The following is a 19,689-nucleotide window of genomic DNA, read 5'->3' on the forward strand; positions in this document are numbered from 1 at the left end:
AGATATGGAAGGCGGGCAACCGCTGGAGTTGACTGGTACTAATAGGCCGAGGGCTTGTCCTCAGTTGCTCGCGTCCACTGTGTTGGTTCTGAAACCACGAACAACCGTCGTAGCCTATGGTCACGGCTCCGGTTGACAGTTTCATAGTGTTTCGGTGGTCATAGCGTGAGGGAAACGCCCGGTTACATTCCGAACCCGGAAGCTAAGCCTCACAGCGCCGATGGTACTGCAGGGGGGACCCTGTGGGAGAGTAGGACGCCGCCGAACAAATTTTGATAAGAAGCCGTACCCCCGAGTTCCGACTCGGGGGTACGGCTTTTTTGCGTTCCACCCCAAACAGCCACCCCAGCCACCCCAGCCACCTCAGCCACGCGGACCCTGCCGGCGTACGTTGAGGCGTGCGTTGAGCCGAGCCGCCTGGCGCGTCAGATGAGCGCGCTCGGCAAGATTCGGTGCCTTCTCGGCTGCCTCGGCATACAACCGCGCCGCCAACACCACATCGCCGTCGCGCTCATGCAGATATGCCGCCACCGCGGCACGGCGGGGCAGGGAATCGTCCAGCGCATCGAGCGCCGCAAGGCCGGCACGCGGGCCGTCGGCCTCCCCGACAGCCACCACGCGGTTCAGCCGGACGACGGGACTGTCGGTCAAGCGCACCAGCTCGTCGTACCACTCCACGATCTGCACCCAGTCGGTCTCCTCGGCGGTAGGAGCGTCGGCATGCAGGGCCGCGACGGCAGCCTGAGCCTGGAACTCGCCCAGACGGTCACGGGCGAGGGCCGCTTGCAGGATCTCGACACCCTCGGCGATCGACTCGGTGTCCCACAGGCCGCGGTCCTGCTCGGCCAGCGGCACCAGCCCCCCGTCCGCCGCCGTACGGGCGGCACGCCGGGCGTGGTGGAGCAGCATGAGAGCGAGCAGCCCCGCCACCTCGGGATGGTGGATCGAAGCCGCCAACTGCCGGGTGAGACGGATGGCCTCGGCGGCGAGGTCGACGTCGCCCGAATAGCCCTCGTTGAAGACCAGATACAGGACGCGCAGCACGGTGGAGACGTCCCCGGGCTTGTCGAAGCGCACACCGGAGACGGTGCGTTTGGCACGGCTGATGCGCTGCGCCATGGTTGCCTCGGGCACCAGATAGGCCTGGGCGATCTGCCGGGTGGTCAGGCCGCCCACGGCACGCAGAGTCAGCGCGACCGCGGACGACGGCGTCAGCGAGGGGTGGGCGCACAGGAAGTACAGCTGAAGCGTGTCGTCCACCGAGGACGCAGGGCCCGGCCCCGGATCCTCGTCGACGAGGTCCTCGCGCCGGCGGCGGGCGACGTCCGCCCTGGCCGCGTCGAGGAACCGGCGCCAGGCCACGGTGACGAGCCAGCCCTTCGCGTCCCGCGGCCGGTCGGTGGGCCAGACGCGCACCGCCTCGACCAGCGCGTCCTGGACGGCGTCCTCGGCCGCCGCGAAGTCGGCTCCGCGGCGGACGAGGATGCCGAGGACACTCGGCGTGAGGCTGCGGAGCATGGTGTCGTCCACTTCGGCAGTCAAGGGTCCTCACTCCGCTCCGTAGTCACTCCGTTCGGGTGGTGGTGCCGCTACTCCGTGATGGTGGGAGGCGCGGTGAGGAACGGGCGCAGCTCAAGCCACTCGTGGATGGGCTCCCCGCCCGCCCCGGGGGCGGCCGACAGCTCCCCGGCAAGCTCGACGGCACGCTCGTAGCTGTCGACGTCGATGACCATCCAGCCCGCGATGAGGTCCTTGGTCTCGGCGAACGGGCCGTCGGTGACCGGCGGGCGGCCCTCGCCGTCGTAGCGGACCCACGTGCCCTCGGGGGCGAGCGCCTGGCCGTCGACGAACTCGCCGGTCTTCTCGAGGCGGGCCGCGAAGTCGTTCATATACTGCATGTGCGCCGAGACCTCCTCGGGCGTCCACTGGTCCATGCGGACGTCGTTCGCGGGGGCCGGGGCGCCGCGGTAGTGCTTGAGCAGCAGGTACTTGGCCATGGTGTTCTCCTCGGGCTTGTGCGACCCATCTTCGTCGCGTTCACAGCGGGGACGGAGCCGGTCGGCGGTTCTCGACATCATCGGAGAGGTTTTTTTCGGGAAACCCGCGGACGACGGGAGTGAGCCGTCCGCGCGCCCGGCTCAGAGGCGGCCCGCCGCCTTCATGGAGAGGTAGGCGTCCGCCAGCGCTGGGGCCAGGTCGTCGGGCGTCGCGTCCACTACCGTCACGCCGTGCCGGGTGAGCTGTTCCGCGGTACGGCGGCGCTCCTCCTGGGCCTGCGCCGCGGACGCGGCGTCGTACACGGCTTCCGCCGAACCCCGGGCCCGCGCCATCTCCGTGATGTGCGGGTCGGCGACGGAGGCGACCAGGACCGTGTGGCGCTGCGTGAGCCGGGGCAGGACCGGCAGCAGGCCTTCCTCGACGGGGGCCGCTTCCAGGCTGGTGAGCAGCACGATCAGGGAGCTGCGGGGAGCGGCGCGCAGCGCGGTGGCGGTCAGGCCGCGGGCGTCCGTCTCCACGAGCGCGGGCTCCAGCGTGGCAAGGGCGCCGACCAGCGAGGGCAGGACATCGCCCGCGGCCTTGCCCTGGACCAGGGCGCGTACCCGGCGGTCGTGGGCGAGGAGGTCCACGCGGTCACCGGCGCGCGAGGCGAGGGCGGCGAGGAGGAGAGCCGCGTCCATGGACGCGTCGAGGCGCGGGGCGTCACCCACACGGCCCGCCGAGGTGCGGCCGGTGTCGAGGACCAGGAGGATGTGGCGGTCGCGTTCGGGGCGCCAGGTGCGGACGGCCACTGCGGACTGCCGGGCGGTGGCGCGCCAGTCGATGGAGCGGGTGTCGTCCCCGGGAACGTACTCGCGCAGACTGTCGAACTCGGTGCCCTGACCGCGGATCAGGACGCTGGTGCGGCCGTCGAGTTCGCGCAGGCGGGCCAGTTTGGACGGGAGGTGCTTGCGGCTGGTGAAGGGCGGCAGGACACGGAGCGTCCACGGCACGAGGTGGCTGCCCTGCCGGGTGAAGAGGCCGAGGGGGCCCCGCGAGCGGATCGTGACGCGGTCGGCCCGGTGGTCGCCGCGACGGGTGGGGCGCAGGCGGGTGGTGAGACGGCGGCGCTCTCCGGAAGGGACGTCCAGCCGGTTCCTGGCAGCGGACACCTCGGTGCCCGGCTGCCAGCTGCTCGGGGGCCACGCGTCACGGAGTTCCGCGCGCAGCGGACGGCTCGTGGGGTTGGTGACGGTGAGCTGGATGTCCGCGGGCTCGCCGAGGCGGGTGGTGGTGTCACCGGAACGGGTGAGACGCAGCCTGCGTACGGGAGCGGCACGGGCGAAGTCGTAGGCGCAGGCCAGAGCCAGCGGGGCGTTGACGGCGAGGAAGCCGGTCCAGGTCGGCGCCACGACGCCCACGGGGAGCGAGCCGAGGGCCGCGAGGAGGGCGGTGCGGCCGGTGACGGGCATCAGCGGGGTACCGGGACGTGCGCGAGGATCGCGGTGATGACGGAGTCGGCGGTCACGCCCTCCATCTCGGCCTCCGGGCGCAGTTGCACGCGGTGGCGGAGCGCGGGCAGGGCGAGGGCCTTCACGTCGTCGGGGATGACGTAGTCGCGGCCCGTCAGCCAGGCCCAGGCGCGTGCCGTGGAGAGCAGTGCCGTCGCTCCGCGCGGGGAGACACCGAGGGTGAGGGACGGCGATTCGCGGGTGGCGCGGCAGACGTCGACTACGTAGGCGGTGATTTCTGGAGAGACGGCTGTCTTGGCGACGGCGGCGCGGGCCGCTTCCAGGTCGTCGGGTCCCGCTACGGGGCGTACGCCTGCGGCGCGCAGGTCGCGGGGGTTGAAGCCGTCCACATGGCGCGTCAGGACGTCGATCTCGTCCTGCCGGGAGGGGAGCGGGACCGTCAACTTCAGGAGGAAACGGTCCAGCTGGGCTTCGGGGAGGGGGTACGTGCCCTCGTACTCGACCGGGTTCTGGGTGGCGGCGACCAGGAAGGGCTCGGGCAGGGGGCGCGGGGTGCCGTCGACGGTGACCTGGCGTTCCTCCATCGCTTCGAGGAGGGACGACTGCGTCTTGGGCGGGGTGCGGTTGATCTCGTCGGCGAGGAGGAGGTTGGTGAACACCGGGCCCGGCTGGAAGGAGAACTCCGTGCTGCGGGCGTCGTAGACGAGGGATCCGGTGACGTCGCTCGGCATCAGGTCGGGGGTGAACTGGACGCGCTTGGTGTCGAGTTCGAGGGAGGCGGCGAGGGCCCGTACGAGCAGGGTCTTCGCGACACCGGGGACGCCTTCGAGCAGGACGTGGCCGCGGCAGAGCAGGGCCACGACGAGGCCGGTCACGGCGGGGTCCTGGCCGACCACGGCCTTGGAGATCTCGGTGCGCAGGGACTCCAGGGCGGAGCGGGCGCCGCCGGAGCTTTCGGCGTTGTCAGTGGTCGGGTCCATCATGAACCACGTACCTCACTTTCGAGGGCGTCGAGTCGGTCGGCGAGGGCGGTCAGGGCCGCGTCGTCGCCGGGTGGCGGGCCGAAGAGGAGAGCGTGCGGGTCCTGGCCGGGGCGGTGCAGCCGGCCCGCCAGGGCGGGCAGGAGCGCTTCGGGCGTATGGGCCCGGGCGGTGGGGACGCCGACGAGGGGGGCGAGTCGGGTGCGGGTGGCGGAGCGAAGAGCCGCGGCGGCGCGGTCGCGGGCGTTGGCCTTGCGGTAGAGGCGGGCGCGGCCCTCGGCGGTCTCGGAGGCCCGGATCGCGACGGGGAGTTCTTCCGGTACGAGGGGACCTAGGCGGCGCGCGCGCCACAGGGCCGCGAGGACGGCGGCGACGGTGAGTTGCAGCGTGCCCCAGAGCCAGCCGGAGGGGATCAGGTCGAAGAAGCTGTCGCCGTTGCCGGCGGGGTCGGCGGTGCCGTCGAGCGCGTCGTCGGAGAGCGAGGGGAGGTACCAGACCACATGGGAGCGAGAACCCAGGAGTTGCAGGGCGAGCGAGGCGTTGCCGTGCTCGTCGAGGCGGTCGTTGAAGAGGATGTCGGGGGCGCCGACGACGACCGTGTCCCCGCGCGAGGCGGGCCCCGAGCGGCCCTGGGAGCCCTTGCGCGGCGTGTGCTCGGTGTTGCTCTTCGCGGAGCCCGCCGCGTTGTCGCCGGTCTTCGAAGGGGCGTCCTTCTCGGCCGTCGCGGGGAGGTGCAGGAGGCTGGGGAGCCCGTCGTCGAGGTAGCAGGCCTCGGCCCCGGGGACGAGCGTGTCGTAGCGGACGCCGCCCACGTCCGCGGAGCCGGCGCGGCGGGCCGCGGGCAGGGCGCAGTCCGGAGACAGCGTCGAGTCGAAGCTGGCCGCGGGGTCCGCGGTGACCCCAGGGGCGAGTTTCGACACCGAGAGCGAACCGGGCGCGACGAGGACCGTGCGGCCGCCGGAGGCGACGGTGGCGTCGTGCAGACGGGTCTGCCTGCCGTCGTCGAGCAGGTCGGGATCGGTGACCAGGAGGGTGGTGTCGGGGCCCGCGGCGGCCCCCGCCTCCTTGACGGTGGTCACGACGCGCGTGGACACCCCCCGGTCGGCGAGGAGTTCGGCGACGGCGCGGCTGCCCTGGGGGGCGGCCGAGCGGGGGTCGAGGCGGCCGTGCCGGTCGCCGGAGCGGACGGCCGCGATGGCGACAGCGGCCACCAGGAGGACGACGACGGCAAGGGCGATGCCGCGCGAGCGGGTCCACAGCTGCCGGGGGGTGGGGGCGGTGGACGTGGGCGAGGTCCCGGAGTCGGGGAGCGGCGCTTTCCGGGCCCCCTGCGTGGGGGTCGACGGAGCTTGAGCCACCGGAGCCCGGGTCCGGGGTGCTGGGGTCGGCGGGGCGGGCTGGGTCGGCGGTGTCCGGGGCGCCGGGGGCCCGGCAGGTGGTGGGGACTCCGTCATCGGATCGCCCCCCAGGAGGTTTCGTCGGACGAGGTGTCGGGTGCGCCGGTGAGGAGCGGTTTGGAGCGCTCCAGGTCGCGGTCGAGGTCGGCGAGCAGGCGGTACGAGGGCTCGCTGGCCGTGCGGCCTCCGTACGTCACGTCGTCGAACTCCCGGGCGGCGGCGTGCAGGCGGTCCCTGTGGTCGGGAAGGGCGCGGGAGGCCTCCGCGGCGGCCTCGTCCGCGGTGCGGCCGGGACGCGGGTCGAGGAGTGCGCGCTCCTCCAGGGAGCGCACGACGGCCCGCATCCGCTCCTGGAGGGCTTGGTTCCAGTGGCCCCCGGCGGCGTGCGCCTCGGCGGCGGAGCGGTGCTCGGCGGCGCTGCGCGGGCGGTCGTCGAAGAGCGGCGCCGAGCCTACGGGGGCGCGGCGCGGGGTGCCGAGGCGCCACCACAGGGCCACGGCGACCGCCACCACCGCGAGGCCGATGACGAGGAGGCCCACCGTGCCGCCCGGCGCCGCGCCCGAAGCCGCCGAGAACAGGTCGTCGACGAACTCCCAGAAGCGGTTCAGGGCGCGCTGGAGGAGGCTCGGGTCGTCCTCGTGGTACCTCGGCTCGGACAGCTCCCGCTCGGCCGCCTCCCGCGCGGGGTCGCGCGGGATCGTCACCGGAGGCTCGTCTCCGGCGCGGGGCAGCCGTGCGGCCGCGCCGAGCATGCCGAGAACCGCCCCCACCGGCGTCACCGCATCAGCTCCCCGGTGTGCCGGGGGCGCCGGATGCGTCGTGGCCCGGTACGCCGGCGGCGCGGGCGAGTTCGAGGTCGAGGGCCTCGCGGCGGATCCGCTGGTCGATGTAGAGCAGCACGGTGACGCCCGCGGTGATCGGGAACGTCAGCATGGAACCGATCACCTGTCCGACGCCGCTGACGATCAGGAAGGTCCAGCCGACGTCGCTGCCGCTCGCGTCGAGCAGGTTGGAGACGCTGTCACCGCTGAGCGCGCCCGCGATGAGCGTGAACGGGATGACGATGATCGACGCGACCACGTTCGCGATGACGGCGGCGAGCAGCTGGATGCCGAAGACCCGCCACCAGGAGCGGCTGACCAGCTTCCCGGACCTGGCCATCGCCTTCTTCACGCCCTGCTTCTCCAGCATCAGCGCGGGCGAGGACAGGGAGAGGCGGACCATCAGCCAGATGGCGACGACGCCCGCGGCGATGCCGCCGATCACGGCGAGCGCGACACCGGCGTCCTCGGCCCCGGCGACGGCGATCAGGACACCCGGCAGGGTGCCCGCGGCGACGATGCCCACGGCGATGAGCGGGAGCAGGAGCGTCAGGCCGATCAGCTTGCCGAGCAGGGGCCGGGAGTCGTTCCAGGCCTCCGCCGTGGTCACGGACTTCCCCAGGACGGCGCGGCTGGTGACCATGGTGAGCAGGGCCGTCGCGACGATCGTGCCGAGGAGGGTGATCACGAGGACGGCGCCGGAGCTCAGCAGCGTGTCCCAGAGCGCGCGCGTGACCTCGCCGGTGGTGGCACTCGGGTCGTCGAGCGCCTCGGTGTCGGCCGCGTCGTTGAGGACGAGCCCCTGGAGCAGGACGACGAGGACTTCCGTGACGACGGCGACGGTCAGCGAGATGCCGAGGACCGTGCGCCAGTGGGTGCGCATCGTGGAGACGGCGCCGTCCAGGATCTCGCCGACGGCGAGGGGGCGCAGCGGGATGACGCCCGGCTTGGCGGCGGCGGGCGGGCCCTGCCAGTTGCCCCAGCCGCGGTAGGGGCCCCCGGGCCCGTTCTGGCCACCGCCCCAGCCGGAACCACCGCCCCAGCCGGAATTGCCGGGGCCACCGCCCCAGCCGGGACCGCCGGAGTTGCCCGGGCCGCCGGAGCCGCCGGGACCTGCTCCCCAGCCCTGGCCGGGGGCCGGGGGCGGTGGCGGGTTCTGGCCGGAGGCGGGCGCGCCGGGCGCGGACCACTGGGCGGGCGGCGGCTGCTCCTTGGACCACTTCGAGCCGGAGCCGTTCGGCTGGTCCGCAGGCTCGTCGGACCCCTTCTCGGCGGGGCCGGGTTCGCCGGACCCCTTCTTGGCGGGGTCGGGTTCGTCGGAGGGGGCGGATCCGGGCGAGGCCCAGCCCGGAGTGTCGTTCATCGTCGCTCCTTCACAGTGCCCGTCCGCGGTCGCGGCGGCAGGTTGGCAGCCATCGTGCCACGGGGCGGTCTCCCCGGGACCCGGCGCGGTGGCTGCCGACCCACCGCCGCGACGGTGTGCTGTCCGGGCTGCGCACCTTCTCTTGCCCGTCGGGTAGCGGGCAGACTGGGCGGATGGCTGATCACTACGCGCAATCCGGCGAGTCCGTACGGCCGTCCGCGACCCCGGCGGCCCCGGCGCCACCGGTGGCTTCTCCACCGGCCGCCCTGTTCGGGGTTCCCACGATCCGCTGGGACGAGCCCCCGGAGGGGCCCGTCGTCGTCCTCCTCGACCAGACCCGCCTGCCGGCCGAGGAGAGCGAGCTGGTGTGCACGGACGCACCCGCCCTGGTCCAGGCGATCAGGACGCTCGCGGTGCGCGGGGCTCCGGTGCTCGGCATCGCCGGGGCGTACGGCGTGGCGCTCGCCGCGGCCCGTGGCTTCGACGTGGACGAGGCGGCCGACGCCCTCGCGGGTGCGCGGCCCACCGCGGTCAATCTGGCGTACGGCGCGCGCAGGGCCCAGGAGGCCCACCGCGCGGCCGTCACCCGGGGCGCGGACGAGCGGGGGGCGGCGGCCGCGGCCCTCGCCGCCGCGCGGGCGCTGCACAAGGAGGACGCCGAGGCCAGCGCGCGGATGGCGGTGCACGGCCTGGCGCTGCTCGACGAGCTGATGCCGGGCGGCGGGCACCGGGTCCTCACCCACTGCAACACCGGGGCGCTGGTCTCGGGCGGCGAGGGCACGGCGTTCGCGGTGGCGCTCGCCGCGCACCGCCGGGGGCGCCTGCGCAGGCTGTGGGTCGACGAGACCCGTCCGCTGCTGCAAGGGGCCCGGCTGACGGCGTACGAGGCGGCGCGCAACGACATGCCGTACACGCTCCTGACCGACAACGCCGCGGGTTCGCTGTTCGCGTCCGGTGAGGTGGACGCCGTCCTGATCGGCGCCGACCGCATCGCGGCCGACGGCTCGGTGGCCAACAAGGTGGGGAGCTATCCGCTCGCGGTCCTCGCCCGGTACCACCACGTGCCGTTCGTCGTGGTGGCGCCGGTGACGACGGTGGACCCGGACACCCCGGACGGGGCCGCCATCGAGGTCGAACAGCGAGCGGGACACGAGGTGACGGAGGTCACGGTGCCGTTCGCGCCGGTGGCCGGAGCGGAGACGGGCGGGGGGATAGCCGTGGCCCCGTTGGGGACGCAGGCGTACAATCCGGCGTTCGACGTGACCCCGCCCGAGCTGGTGACGGCCATCGTCACCGAGGAGGGCGTCGTGTCGCCCGTGACGGCTGAGGGTCTGGCCGAGCTGTGCGCCAGGGCGGGCCGGGTGACGACCGGCCGAACCGGCCAGTAGGGGAACTTCGTGCCCTGCTGGCGGAAAACCACCTCTGAGCCGGTGGCGCGGGGCGGCGGGGGCCGTGGGCAGAGGGGCCGTGACGACGGGCTCCGCACCAGTCGGCGAACATGGGTGCGCGGCGGCGGGCACATGCGGTTGACCGTGCTGGTCAGTGACCTATCTCACCACCGTGTTCGCTGCCGTTATGAGAATGGGATGATGTCAGGCATGAAGGGACGAGTCCTTGTCGTCGACGACGACACCGCACTGGCCGAGATGCTCGGGATTGTGCTGCGTGGTGAAGGTTTTGAGCCGTCGTTCGTAGCTGACGGCGACAAGGCGCTGGCTGCCTTCCGGGAGGCCAAACCCGATCTGGTGCTCCTCGATCTGATGCTTCCCGGCCGGGACGGCATCGAGGTGTGCCGTCTGATCAGGGCGGAGTCCGGAGTGCCGATCGTCATGCTCACGGCCAAGAGCGACACCGTGGATGTGGTGGTCGGCCTGGAGTCGGGAGCCGACGACTACATCGTCAAGCCGTTCAAGCCCAAGGAGCTGGTGGCCCGCATCCGTGCGCGCCTGCGCAGGTCCGAGGAGCCCGCGCCGGAGCAGCTGGCCATCGGTGACCTCGTCATCGACGTGGCCGGGCACTCCGTGAAGCGGGACGGGCAGTCGATCGCGCTGACGCCGCTGGAGTTCGACCTGCTGGTCGCGCTCGCCCGCAAGCCGTGGCAGGTGTTCACGCGTGAGGTGCTCCTCGAGCAGGTCTGGGGCTATCGGCACGCCGCCGACACCCGGCTGGTGAATGTGCATGTGCAGCGGCTGCGTTCCAAGGTCGAGCGGGACCCCGAGCGGCCGGAGATCGTCGTGACCGTCCGTGGCGTCGGTTACAAGGCCGGACCGAGCTGACGTGTCCCGGGACAGCTCCTCTCCGGCGCCCGGCGAACCGGGAGCGCGGCCGGGGCGGGCTGTACGGCCGCCGCGACGGGGGCCCCGCTTCGGGGCGCTCGTCGACAGCCGTCTGATGTTGCAGGGCGGCGTGCAGGGCAGCAGCCCGCTGCTGCGGCTCTTCACGCGCTGGGTGCGTCGCCCGCTGCTGCCGATGATGCGGCTGTGGCGGCGCAACATCCAGCTCAAGGTCGTTGTCACGACCCTCCTGATGTCCCTCGGAGTGGTGCTCCTCCTCGGTTTCGTCGTCATGAGCTCGGTGAGCAACGGACTGCTCAAGGCCAAGGTGAACGCGGCGCAGAGCCAGGCCGACGGTGGTTTCCGGGTCGCGCAGGAGCAGGCGAACAGCGCCCACCAGCCCACCGCCCAGGGCGTCGACACCCCCGACGGCCCCACCGCGCAGAACGCCGCCGTGTGGCTGTCGGAGCTGGTCGAGCAGCTGGCGAGCGGCGGCCAGAACGCTTTCTACGTAGTCACGCTCAGCTCCAACGCCAGTGACGGCGGCAGCGTGCGCGGACCGCGTGCCTCCGGTGGCGTGAACCCGATCCAGAGCGTGCCCGAGGAACTGCGCGAGCGCATCGACGGCGGCACGCTCGCGTACCAGAGCAACACGCGCATCGACTTCATCGACCACCGTGCCTCCCAGCCCGGCCTGGTGATCGGCAAGCAGCTGAGCGACAACAACGGCGACTCCTACCAGCTCTACTACCTCTTCCCGCTGACGCAGGAAGAGGAGTCGATGAACCTGGTGCGCGGCACCCTCGCCACGGCGGGCCTCTTCGTGGTGGTGCTGCTCGGCGCCATCGCCTGGCTGGTGGTGCGGCAGGTCGTGACGCCCGTACGGATGGCCGCGGGGATCGCCGAGCGGCTGTCGGCGGGCCGCCTCCAGGAGCGGATGAAGGTCACCGGAGAGGACGACATCGCGCGCCTCGGGGAGGCGTTCAACAAGATGGCGTCGAACCTCCAGCTGAAGATCCAGCAGCTGGAGGAGCTGTCGCGGATGCAGCGGCGGTTCGTCTCCGACGTGTCGCACGAGCTGCGTACGCCGCTGACGACCGTACGGATGGCGGCCGACGTCATCCACGAGGCGCGGGTCGACTTCGACCCGATCACGGCACGCTCGGCGGAGCTCCTTGCCGATCAGCTCGACCGCTTCGAGTCGCTGCTCGCGGACCTCCTCGAGATCAGCAGGTTCGACGCGGGCGCGGCGGCCCTGGAGGCCGAGCCGATAGACCTGCGCGAGGTGGTGCGCCGCGTGGTCGGCGGGGCCGAGCCGCTGGCGGAGCGCAAGGGCACCCACATACGCGTCGTCGGCGACCAGCAGCCCGTGGTCGCGGAGGCGGACGCGCGGCGCGTCGAGCGGGTGCTGCGCAACCTCGTCGTCAACGCCGTGGAGCACGGCGAGGGCAAGGACGTGGTGGTGCGGCTCGCGGCCGCGGGCGGCGCTGTCGCCGTCGCGGTACGGGACTACGGGGTCGGTCTCAAGCCGGGCGAGGCGACCCGGGTGTTCAGCCGCTTCTGGCGGGCCGACCCGGCACGCGCGCGTACCACCGGCGGCACGGGCCTCGGGCTCTCCATCGCCCTGGAGGACGCCCGCCTGCACGGCGGATGGTTGCAGGCCTGGGGCGAGCCGGGTGGCGGCTCGCAGTTCCGGCTCACGCTCCCGCGTACGGCGGACGAGCCGCTGCGGGGTTCGCCGATACCGCTCGAACCCGAGGACTCCCGCCGAAGGCGCACCCTGAACGGCGCGGGGCTCCCGGCCGGTGAGGGCCCCAAGCGGGCCACAGTGCCCCATCAGGCGCCCGCGGACCGGGTGCCGCCTCCGGTGCCCGCCAAGGCCCCCGTAGCGCCCAGGCTGGCCCGTGCGGCCGCGCTGGACGTCGACCCCACCGCCCTGCCGGGCAACGGGGCGCGGGTGGTGCCGCGGCAGGCCTGGGAGGAGTCGGGGGCCGACACCCAGGCCGGTGCGCACGCGGGCGGCGCGAAGGGCGTCCCGCAGAACGGTGCGGGCGGCGCGACCGCGGGAACGGACGCGGCTTCCGGCACTGCTGCCACTTCCGGCACTGATGAGGCTCCGGGCACTGACGAGGCTCCGGGTACTGATGCTGCTCCCGGCACGCACGCGGCTTTGGGCACGGAAACGGAAGAGGAGGCCTCGCGTGGGCGGTGAGGGTCAATTGCGGGGGCGCGCGCGTCGGCTGCGCGCCGGTCTCGTGCTCGCCGCGTGCGGCACGCTGATCGCCGGCTGCGCCTCCATGCCCGACGAGGGCAACATGAAGAAGGTCGAGGCCTCGCAGCGCCCCGACTCGCAGTCCCAGGTGCGGGTCTACGCGATGCCGCCGCCCGAGGACGCGGGTGCCGTGGACATCGTCCAGGGCTTCCTCGAGGCACTGACCAGCGACGACCCCGACTTCGCCATCGCCCGGAAGTACCTGACGAAGGAAGCGTCCAAGAACTGGCACCCGGAGCGCTCCACCACGGTGCTCGCCGACGGCCCGAACACGGTCGCGGACAACGTGGCCAACAGCAATGAGGGCGAGCGCACGTACTCGCTGACCGGCCGCAGGCTCGCGACGGTCAACGCACAGCGGGCGTACAGGCCCGACTCGGGGGCCTTCAAGCAGGCCATCCACCTCACGCAGCAGAAGGGGCCGAACGGCGGGGCGTGGCGCATCGACGGGCCACCTGCGGGCGTCGTCCTCGGAGAGTCCGACTTCGAACGCAATTACCAGGCCGTCAACAAGTACTACTTCGCGTCGCCTCCGAAGGGCCTCAGTCCGGCCCGACAGGTGGGCACCCAGCAGGGACTCGTCGCGGACCCCATCTACGTACGCCAGCGCATCGATCCGTTGACCGAGACGGTGAAGGCGCTCCTTGAGGGGCCCAGCAACCGGCTCGATCCGGCGGTCCGCACGGCGGTCCCGATGGGCGCGCGCCTGGCTCCCGACGCCAAGTCGCTGACGCCCGACGACAAGAACAAGCTGGTCGTGCCGTTGAACGCGCGGGGGGACTCGCTCGCGCACGAGCAGTGCACGCAGGTGGCGGCCCAGCTCCTCTTCACGCTCCAGGACCTGCCGTCCTCCGGAGTCGAACAGGTCGAGTTGCAGGGCAGGGACGGCTCGCCGCTGTGCGTCCTCGGCAAGGACCGCGCCGAGACCATCGCGCCGCACCGTACGGCGGACCTTCCGGCGTACCAGTACTTCGTCGACGATCGGCGGCGGCTGGTGCGGATGCCGGGCAACGCGGGCAGTGACGCCGGGCCCGAGCCGGTGACCGGGCCGTTCGGCGACGGTGAGCAGCCGCTGCGCTCGGCGGCGGTCTCCCGCGACGAGGAGGAGGCGGCCGGGGTGTCGCTCGACGGGCGGCGGCTCTTCACCTCGTCCGTGGTGTCGAAGGGGCCCCTCGGCGAACCTGAGCTGCGTTCGCGCGCCAAGTCGGAGAAGGACGGCTTCTCGACGCCGAGTTGGGACGGGCGCGGCGACCTGTGGGTGGCCGACCGGGATCCGCAGCGGCCGCGGCTGCTGTGGCTGGCGGCGGGTACGGGCGATCCGGTGCAGGTGCGGGTGCCGGATCTGGACGGGCGCATCGAGGCGGTGCGGGTCGCGGCCGACGGCGTGCGGGTCGCCCTGCTCGTGCGCAAGGACGGCAAGACGTCCCTGCGCATCGGCCTGATCGAGTGGGCCGATGGCAAGGGCGGGCAGCCCGACATCTCCGTGGTCGAGCTCCTGGAGGCCGCCCCGCAGATGGAGGAGGTCACCGCCATGTCCTGGGCGGGCGTCAGCCGCCTCGTGGTGGTCGGCCGCGAGTCCGGCGGTGTGCAGCAGATGCGGTACGTCCAGTGCGACGGGTCCGCGCGGACGGGGGCGACGCTGCCCGGCCTCACCGGAGTGAAGGAGATCGCCGCCTCCGAGGACGAGCGGCAGCCGCTGGTGGCGCACTCCGACGACGGCATCGTCCGGCTGCCGTCCGGCGCGCAGTGGCAGACGGTGGTCAAGGAAGGGCGCACCCCGGTCTACCCCGGGTGAGGGCGTCCGCCCCTGGTGGGCGGGCTCCTGCGGGCCGCCGGACTGCCCACGAACCTGTTCCGCCGCAGGTCGAACAGGGTGTGGCGAGTTATCCACGAGTTATCCACGGTGGTTGTCCACAGGGGTGGCAGCGGGGTGGGCGCGTTGGCACAGTGGGGACATGCGGGGGTGGTGGCAGGACCTCACGGATCTGGTGCTGCCGGTCGACTGCCCCGGCTGCGGGACGCCGCGGGTGGCCTTGTGCGCGGGGTGCCGGTCCGCGCTGTGCGGGGCGGCGCCGCGCAGGGTGCGTCCGGATCCGCAGCCGAGGGGTCTGCCGGCGGTGCACGCCGCCGCGCCGTACGGGGGAGCGGTGCGGGCGGTGCTGCTCGCGCACAAGGAGCGGGGCGCGCTGCCGTTGGCCGAGGTGCTCGGTGAGGCACTCGCGGGTGCGGTGCGGGCCGGGTTGCTGGGCGCGGGTGGGGTCGGCGGCGGGCCGGTGCTGTTGGTGCCGGTGCCCTCGGCGCGGCGGGCCGTGCGGGCGCGGGGGCACGACCCGGTGCGGCGGTCCGCGCTCGCCGCGGCGGGCCGGCTGCGGCGCACCGGGATGCCGGTGAGCGTCCTGGACGTGCTGCGCCAGCGGCGGGCGGTGGAGGACCAGGCGGGGCTCAACTCCCGGGAGCGGCAGGTCAATCTGTCGGGGGCGCTGGAGGTGGTACCGGGTGCGGGGCGGCTGCTGCGGGGCGCGGAGCGGATCGTGGTCGTGGACGTGATGACCACGGGCGCCTCGCTGACCGAGGCGGCCCGAGCAGTGGGAGGCGTATGTGGCGTACACGGGGTAGGGGAGGAGCGAGGAAGCACGACGGCGGGCGTGAGGGGAGCACAGGTGGCGGCAGAGCGCCAGCGGGAAATCCGGCCAAGCCCCGATGGCGGGGACGGGCGTGTGCCCCGGACCGGGAATGCCCTCCCGGCCAGCGAAATGCTTCGCTCGAACACCATCCTTGCCGCAGTCGTCGCTGCGTCTTCGGCTTCTTTCGAAATAAACCGGAACTGAGCGGGGAGTTTCATCGTTGCAGGTAGTGAGAAGGTATTTCCACCTGAATGGAGGTACGTGTCAGTAGAGGGTGACGACATCCGTCCGGGCGAGATATGTTCGGTTGTGAGGAACGGCGGACACCGCCCCTCGCATATCGGAACGCCGACCCATGGGTTTTCTGCAATCACCCGGGGACGGTGGGGTGGAGATCTTGCCCATGGGGGAGGAGGAGGTGGAAGTCACCGAGTCCGAGGCTCCGGGAGTTTCCGGAGTCTGGTGCAAGAGGGAGATGCTCCGCCGAAGCAGCGGAGCGATCCGGGAACGGAGTTCTGCGTGGACATCGTCGTCAAGGGCCGCAAGACCGAGGTGCCCGAGCGGTTCCGCAAGCACGTGGCCGAGAAGCTGAAGCTGGACAAGATCCAGAAGCTCGACGGCAAGGTGATCAGCCTCGACGTCGAGGTGTCCAAGGAAACCAACCCGCGTCAGGCCGACCGTTCCGACCGTGTGGAGATCACCGTCCGGGGGCGCGGGCCCGTGATCCGCGCGGAGGCCTCGGCGGCGGATCCGTACGCGGCGCTGGACCTGGCCACGGCCAAGCTCGACGCGTCGCTGCGCAAGCAGCACGAGAAGCGGCACAACCGGCGCGGCACAGGCAGGCTCACCGCCGCCGAAGTGGCCGACCGGGTCCCGGACGCGGCCCATCTGAACGGGGACGGCAGCCTGGTCCGCGAGGAAGAGCCGGAAAGCGTGCCCACCACCAGGATCGGCTCCCTGGAGATCCAGGGCGAAGGCCCCCTCGTGGTGCGCGAGAAGACCCACGTCGCGGCGCCCATGACCCTGGACCAGGCGCTGTACGAGATGGAACTCGTCGGACACGACTTCTATCTGTTCATCGACTCGGAGACCAAGGAACCCAGCGTCGTCTACCGACGGCACGCCTACGACTACGGTGTCATCCACCTCAACACCGACCCCATGGTCGCCAAGGCCCAGTCGGCCGGTGGGGGCAGTGCCCTAGGCGGCTGACGGCCGCTGAGGCGCCCGTCGGAGCGCACGAACCGGTGCCCCTGGAGCGCATGTGCGCCCCCAGGGGCACCCGCGTGCGACCACTGCGGGCGCGACCGGGGGGCCGGGCATGGAATCATGTGCGCGACGGCTCAACCCACTTGACTCTGCCTAGGGTTGGCGCAGCCGAGGCAAGAGACGGGCCCTGGCCTTCAGGGGGAGGAACGATGGCGGACAGCTTCGGACCGATGCGGAGCGAGGGTGCCGGTGACGGCATCGGCATCGGCATCGGCACGGACGCGGGCGCCCCGCGCAAGGAGCCCATCCGGGTCCTGGTCGTGGACGACCACGCGCTCTTCCGCCGCGGCCTGGAGATCGTCCTCGCCGCCGAGGAGGACATCCAGGTGGTCGGCGAGGCGGGTGACGGCGCCGAGGCCGTGGACAAGGCCGCCGACCTGCTGCCGGACATCGTGCTCATGGACGTACGGATGCCCAAGCGCGGCGGTATCGAGGCGTGCACCTCCATCAAGGAGGTGGCGCCCAGCGCGAAGATCATCATGCTGACGATCAGCGACGAGGAAGCGGATCTCTACGACGCCATCAAGGCGGGCGCGACGGGCTATCTCCTGAAGGAGATCTCGACCGACGAGGTGGCCACGGCCATTCGCGCGGTCGCCGACGGACAGTCGCAGATCAGCCCGTCGATGGCGTCCAAGCTGCTCACGGAGTTCAAGTCGATGATCCAGCGCACGGACGAGCGCCGTCTGGTGCCCGCGCCCCGGCTGACCGACCGCGAGCTCGAGGTCCTCAAGCTCGTCGCCACGGGCATGAACAACCGCGACATCGCCAAGGAGTTGTTCATCTCCGAGAACACCGTGAAGAACCACGTGCGCAACATCCTGGAGAAGCTCCAGCTGCACTCCAGGATGGAGGCCGTGGTGTACGCGATGCGGGAGAAGATCCTCGAGATCCGGTGAGCCGGGGCGGGCGGTGCGCGTCAGCCGACCGCGCGCACCAGGTCCGCCGTCAGCTCGGGGCGGTCGACGCGCTCTATGCGTACGGAGTCGCAGCCCACCCACCGCGCGGCCTCCAGGAGGGCCTGCGCCACCCCCTGCACCGCCTTGGGGCCGTCCAGGGACACCTGCTTGGCCACCAGTGTGCGTCCCTCGCGGGCGGGGTCCACGCGGCCCACGAGCCGGCCGCCCGCGAGCACCGGCATCGCGAAGTAGCCGTACACCCGCTTGGGCTTGGGGACGTACGCCTCCAGGCGGTGGGTGAAGCCGAAGATCCGCTCCGTGCGCGCCCGCTCCCAGATCAGCGAGTCGAAGGGTGACAGGAGCGTCGTGCGGTGGCGGCCGCGCGGGGGCGTGGCCAACGCCTGCGGGTCGGCCCAGGCGGGCTTGTCCCAGCCCTCCACGGTCACCGGGACCAGACCCGAGTCCGCGACGACGGCGTCGAACTGCTCGCCCTTCAGGCGGTGGTAGTCCGCGATGTCCGCGCGGGTGCCCACGCCAAGGGACTGCCCCGCGAGGCGGACAAGCCTGCGCACGCACTCCGCGTCGTCCAGGTCGTCGTGCAGCAGCGCGTCGGGGACGGCGCGCTCCGCGAGGTCGTACACCCGCTTCCAGGAGCGGCGCTCCGTGCACACCACGTCGCCGTACATCAGGGCGCGCTCGACCGCGATCTTGGAGTCGGACCAGTCCCACCACTCGCCCTTGTTCTTCGCGCCGCCCAATTCCGTGGCCGTCAGCGGGCCTTCGGCGCGGAGCTGCTTGAGCACCTGGTCGTACGCGCCGTCCGGCAGGTGGTGGTGCCAGTGCGGGCGGGCGCGGTAGGCGCGGCGGCGGAAGGCGAAGTGGGGCCACTCCTCGATGGGGAGGATGCAGGCCGCGTGCGACCAGTACTCGAAGGCGTGGGTGTCCGTCCAGTACGCCGACTCGACCGTGGTGCGGCCCACGGGGCCCAGGCGGGCGTACGGGATCAGTTCGTGCGAGCGGGCCAGGACGGAGATCGTGTCGAGCTGGACCGCGCCGAGGTGGCGCAGCACGCCTCGCACTCCGGATCTGCGGTCCGGGGCGCCGAGGAAGCCCTGGGCGCGCAGGGCGATGCGGCGGGCCTCTGCTGCGGAGAGGGTGGCTGTCGGGGGGTGCGTGCTGTGCCTGCTCGGCGTGCTTTGCCTGGTCGGCGGCGTGCTGTGCCTGCTCGGCGTGCTGGGCCTGCTTGGGGTGCTCGGCTTGCTCGGCGTGCTCCTCATGGGCGGAACGATAGGGGGAGGTACTGACAGGGGGTGGGCGGGCGGGGTGGGGTCCGGTGCGGGTGGGTGCCCTCGCGGGGCGCCCCAGGCCCGCCCCTTCCCGATACCAGGGGCCTGCCGCCCCTGGACCCCCGCCTTGTCGGCCTTCGGCCTCGTCCTCAAACGCCGGACGGGCTGTAAGGACCCGGCCTTCGGCCTTGTCCTCAAGCGCCGGACGGGCTGGAAATACCCGGCCTTCGGGCTCGTCCTCACGTGTCGGACGGGCTTGTTCTGGGTGGGAGGTAGGGCTGGGGGGAGGGGAGGTTCAGGTCTGTGGGGAGTAGGGAGGCGAGCCAGGTGTCGCGGAGGGTGCCCTTGTTGAGCAGGCCCGCTCGGAGGGTGCCCTCCACGGTAAAGCCGGCTTTTTCGGCTACCGCGCGGGAGGCGGTGTTGCCCACTTCGGCGCGCCATTCCAGGCGGCCGCAGCCGAGGCGGGTGAAGGCCCAGTGGGCGAGGGCGTGGACGGCCTCCGTCGTGTAGCCGCGGCCCCGGTGTTCCTTGGCGGTCCAGAAGCCGATCTCCCAGCTGCCCGCGCGCGGGTGGTGCAGGCTGACCGCGGCGAGGAGCGGGCCGCCCTCGCGGGGACGCACGGAGAAGGTGTACTCCGTGTCGAGGCGCCAGCCGTCGGGCACCATGCGGCCGATGAAGCCCTCCGCGTCCGCGCGCGCGTACGGCGAGGGCATCGTCGTCCAGCGCTGGATCTCGGGGTCCTGGCAGGCCGCGTACACCTCGTCGGTGTCGGCCGGTGAGAAGGTGCGCAGCAGCAGGCGCTCGGTGGTCAGGGTGACGGGCTCCATCGACCGATTCTGCTGCGGGCGGACGAGGCGGCGCCAGCTCTTTGTGTCCGCGGGGCCGCGGGTCCTGGCCCCGCGGCCCCGGAACGCGGGGCCGCGGGGCGGCCCCGGGAGCCGGCAGCCGGTGCGGATTCCCGGGCCGGGAGCGGCACCTTCGCGGGTGCCCGTCCGTTGACCACATGGCAGACCTCCCGGGGCGGCCGGGTCCTCGCATACGATGGCCGTTGCCCGA

The 19,689-nt window shown here is 72.5% G+C and carries 16 protein-coding genes and 1 rRNA gene; 8 read left to right on the forward strand and 9 right to left on the reverse strand.

Going from position 1 to position 19,689, the window contains the following annotated elements:
• The first annotated feature begins 150 nt into the window (after nt 1-150).
• Nucleotides 151-267: ribosomal RNA gene (gene rrf / locus ACH4DX_RS00005) — 5S ribosomal RNA — on the forward strand.
• Between the two features lie 96 nt (nt 268-363).
• On the opposite strand, the gene ACH4DX_RS00010 is transcribed toward rrf, so the two are convergent.
• The 7 genes from ACH4DX_RS00010 to ACH4DX_RS00040 form a co-directional block, all read right to left on the reverse strand.
• Complete coding sequence (locus tag ACH4DX_RS00010) at nt 364-1,518, reverse strand: RNA polymerase sigma factor (protein ID WP_398154133.1); 1,155 nt, start codon at nt 1,516-1,518, stop codon at nt 364-366.
• Nucleotides 1,519-1,589: 71 nt separating this feature from the next.
• Entirely contained in the window at nt 1,590-1,997 is a 408-nt protein-coding gene (locus ACH4DX_RS00015) for a YciI family protein (RefSeq protein ID WP_398153402.1), read from the reverse strand.
• 141 nt (nt 1,998-2,138) lie between these two features.
• A complete protein-coding gene (locus ACH4DX_RS00020) occupies nt 2,139-3,449 on the reverse strand; it encodes a DUF58 domain-containing protein (protein ID WP_398153403.1) in 1,311 nt (436 codons plus the stop codon).
• Nucleotides 3,449-4,429 (reverse strand): AAA family ATPase, encoded by a 981-nt coding sequence (locus ACH4DX_RS00025; RefSeq protein ID WP_398153404.1) that lies wholly within the window; start codon nt 4,427-4,429, stop codon nt 3,449-3,451. The genes ACH4DX_RS00020 and ACH4DX_RS00025 overlap by 1 nt, the downstream gene beginning before the upstream one ends.
• Nucleotides 4,429-5,883 carry a DUF4350 domain-containing protein gene (locus tag ACH4DX_RS00030; protein WP_398153405.1) on the reverse strand — a complete coding sequence of 485 codons (1,455 nt, stop codon included), beginning with the start codon at nt 5,881-5,883 and terminating at the stop codon, nt 4,429-4,431. Before ACH4DX_RS00030 ends, ACH4DX_RS00025 begins: the two co-directional genes overlap by 1 nt.
• A complete protein-coding gene (locus tag ACH4DX_RS00035; protein WP_398154134.1) occupies nt 5,880-6,578 on the reverse strand; it encodes a DUF4129 domain-containing protein in 699 nt (232 codons plus the stop codon). The genes ACH4DX_RS00030 and ACH4DX_RS00035 overlap by 4 nt, the downstream gene beginning before the upstream one ends.
• A 31-nt stretch (nt 6,579-6,609) precedes the next feature.
• Nucleotides 6,610-8,010 carry a glycerophosphoryl diester phosphodiesterase membrane domain-containing protein gene (locus tag ACH4DX_RS00040; RefSeq protein WP_398153406.1) on the reverse strand — a complete coding sequence of 467 codons (1,401 nt, stop codon included), beginning with the start codon at nt 8,008-8,010 and terminating at the stop codon, nt 6,610-6,612.
• Between the two features lie 173 nt (nt 8,011-8,183).
• Between ACH4DX_RS00040 and mtnA the strand changes: the two genes are divergently transcribed.
• From mtnA to ACH4DX_RS00075, 7 genes are all read left to right on the forward strand, one after another.
• Entirely contained in the window at nt 8,184-9,398 is a 1,215-nt protein-coding gene (mtnA, locus tag ACH4DX_RS00045) for an S-methyl-5-thioribose-1-phosphate isomerase (protein WP_398153407.1), read from the forward strand.
• Nucleotides 9,399-9,596: 198 nt separating this feature from the next.
• Complete coding sequence (gene mtrA, locus ACH4DX_RS00050) at nt 9,597-10,286, forward strand: two-component system response regulator MtrA (RefSeq protein ID WP_189176211.1); 690 nt, start codon at nt 9,597-9,599, stop codon at nt 10,284-10,286.
• A gap of 1 nt (nt 10,287) precedes the next feature.
• Nucleotides 10,288-12,495, forward strand: coding sequence for an MtrAB system histidine kinase MtrB (gene mtrB / locus ACH4DX_RS00055; RefSeq protein ID WP_398153408.1), 2,208 nt, complete (start codon nt 10,288-10,290; stop codon nt 12,493-12,495).
• Nucleotides 12,485-14,350, forward strand: coding sequence for an LpqB family beta-propeller domain-containing protein (locus tag ACH4DX_RS00060; protein ID WP_398153409.1), 1,866 nt, complete (start codon nt 12,485-12,487; stop codon nt 14,348-14,350). Before mtrB ends, ACH4DX_RS00060 begins: the two co-directional genes overlap by 11 nt.
• A gap of 160 nt (nt 14,351-14,510) precedes the next feature.
• Complete coding sequence (locus ACH4DX_RS00065) at nt 14,511-15,383, forward strand: ComF family protein (protein WP_398153410.1); 873 nt, start codon at nt 14,511-14,513, stop codon at nt 15,381-15,383.
• Nucleotides 15,384-15,698: 315 nt separating this feature from the next.
• Nucleotides 15,699-16,391 (forward strand): ribosome hibernation-promoting factor, HPF/YfiA family, encoded by a 693-nt coding sequence (gene hpf, locus ACH4DX_RS00070; RefSeq protein WP_398116166.1) that lies wholly within the window; start codon nt 15,699-15,701, stop codon nt 16,389-16,391.
• 206 nt (nt 16,392-16,597) lie between these two features.
• Nucleotides 16,598-17,347 carry a response regulator gene (locus tag ACH4DX_RS00075; RefSeq protein ID WP_398153411.1) on the forward strand — a complete coding sequence of 250 codons (750 nt, stop codon included), beginning with the start codon at nt 16,598-16,600 and terminating at the stop codon, nt 17,345-17,347.
• A 20-nt stretch (nt 17,348-17,367) separates the two neighbouring features.
• On the opposite strand, the gene ACH4DX_RS00080 is transcribed toward ACH4DX_RS00075, so the two are convergent.
• The gene (locus ACH4DX_RS00080) at nt 17,368-18,624 is read right to left on the reverse strand and encodes a winged helix-turn-helix domain-containing protein (protein WP_398153412.1); all 1,257 of its coding nucleotides are present in this window, start codon (nt 18,622-18,624) and stop codon (nt 17,368-17,370) included.
• A 248-nt stretch (nt 18,625-18,872) separates the two neighbouring features.
• Nucleotides 18,873-19,460, reverse strand: a complete 588-nt coding sequence (locus ACH4DX_RS00085) for a GNAT family N-acetyltransferase (protein WP_398116172.1) — start codon at nt 19,458-19,460, stop codon at nt 18,873-18,875.
• Between the last annotated feature and the right edge of the window lie 229 nt (nt 19,461-19,689).

Origin of the sequence: Streptomyces sp. NPDC017940 (assembly GCF_044328435.1) — a bacterium.
Lineage (GTDB): Bacteria > Actinomycetota > Actinomycetes > Streptomycetales > Streptomycetaceae > Streptomyces.

Bases quoted from the DNA above. Each gene is read 5' to 3' on its own strand.
- ACH4DX_RS00010 (WP_398154133.1), bottom strand. From the start codon at position 1,518: ATGCTCCGCAGCCTCACGCCGAGTGTCCTCGGCATCCTCGTCCGCCGC.
- ACH4DX_RS00015 (WP_398153402.1), bottom strand. From the start codon at position 1,997: ATGGCCAAGTACCTGCTGCTCAAGCACTACCGCGGCGCCCCGGCCCCC.
- ACH4DX_RS00020 (WP_398153403.1), bottom strand. From the start codon at position 3,449: ATGCCCGTCACCGGCCGCACCGCCCTCCTCGCGGCCCTCGGCTCGCTC.
- ACH4DX_RS00025 (WP_398153404.1), bottom strand. From the start codon at position 4,429: ATGGACCCGACCACTGACAACGCCGAAAGCTCCGGCGGCGCCCGCTCC.
- ACH4DX_RS00030 (WP_398153405.1), bottom strand. From the start codon at position 5,883: ATGACGGAGTCCCCACCACCTGCCGGGCCCCCGGCGCCCCGGACACCG.
- ACH4DX_RS00035 (WP_398154134.1), bottom strand. From the start codon at position 6,578: ATGCTCGGCGCGGCCGCACGGCTGCCCCGCGCCGGAGACGAGCCTCCG.
- ACH4DX_RS00040 (WP_398153406.1), bottom strand. From the start codon at position 8,010: ATGAACGACACTCCGGGCTGGGCCTCGCCCGGATCCGCCCCCTCCGAC.
- mtnA (WP_398153407.1), top strand. From the start codon at position 8,184: ATGGCTGATCACTACGCGCAATCCGGCGAGTCCGTACGGCCGTCCGCG.
- mtrA (WP_189176211.1), top strand. From the start codon at position 9,597: ATGATGTCAGGCATGAAGGGACGAGTCCTTGTCGTCGACGACGACACC.
- ACH4DX_RS00065 (WP_398153410.1), top strand. From the start codon at position 14,511: ATGCGGGGGTGGTGGCAGGACCTCACGGATCTGGTGCTGCCGGTCGAC.
- ACH4DX_RS00075 (WP_398153411.1), top strand. From the start codon at position 16,598: ATGGCGGACAGCTTCGGACCGATGCGGAGCGAGGGTGCCGGTGACGGC.
- ACH4DX_RS00080 (WP_398153412.1), bottom strand. From the start codon at position 18,624: ATGAGGAGCACGCCGAGCAAGCCGAGCACCCCAAGCAGGCCCAGCACG.
- ACH4DX_RS00085 (WP_398116172.1), bottom strand. From the start codon at position 19,460: ATGGAGCCCGTCACCCTGACCACCGAGCGCCTGCTGCTGCGCACCTTC.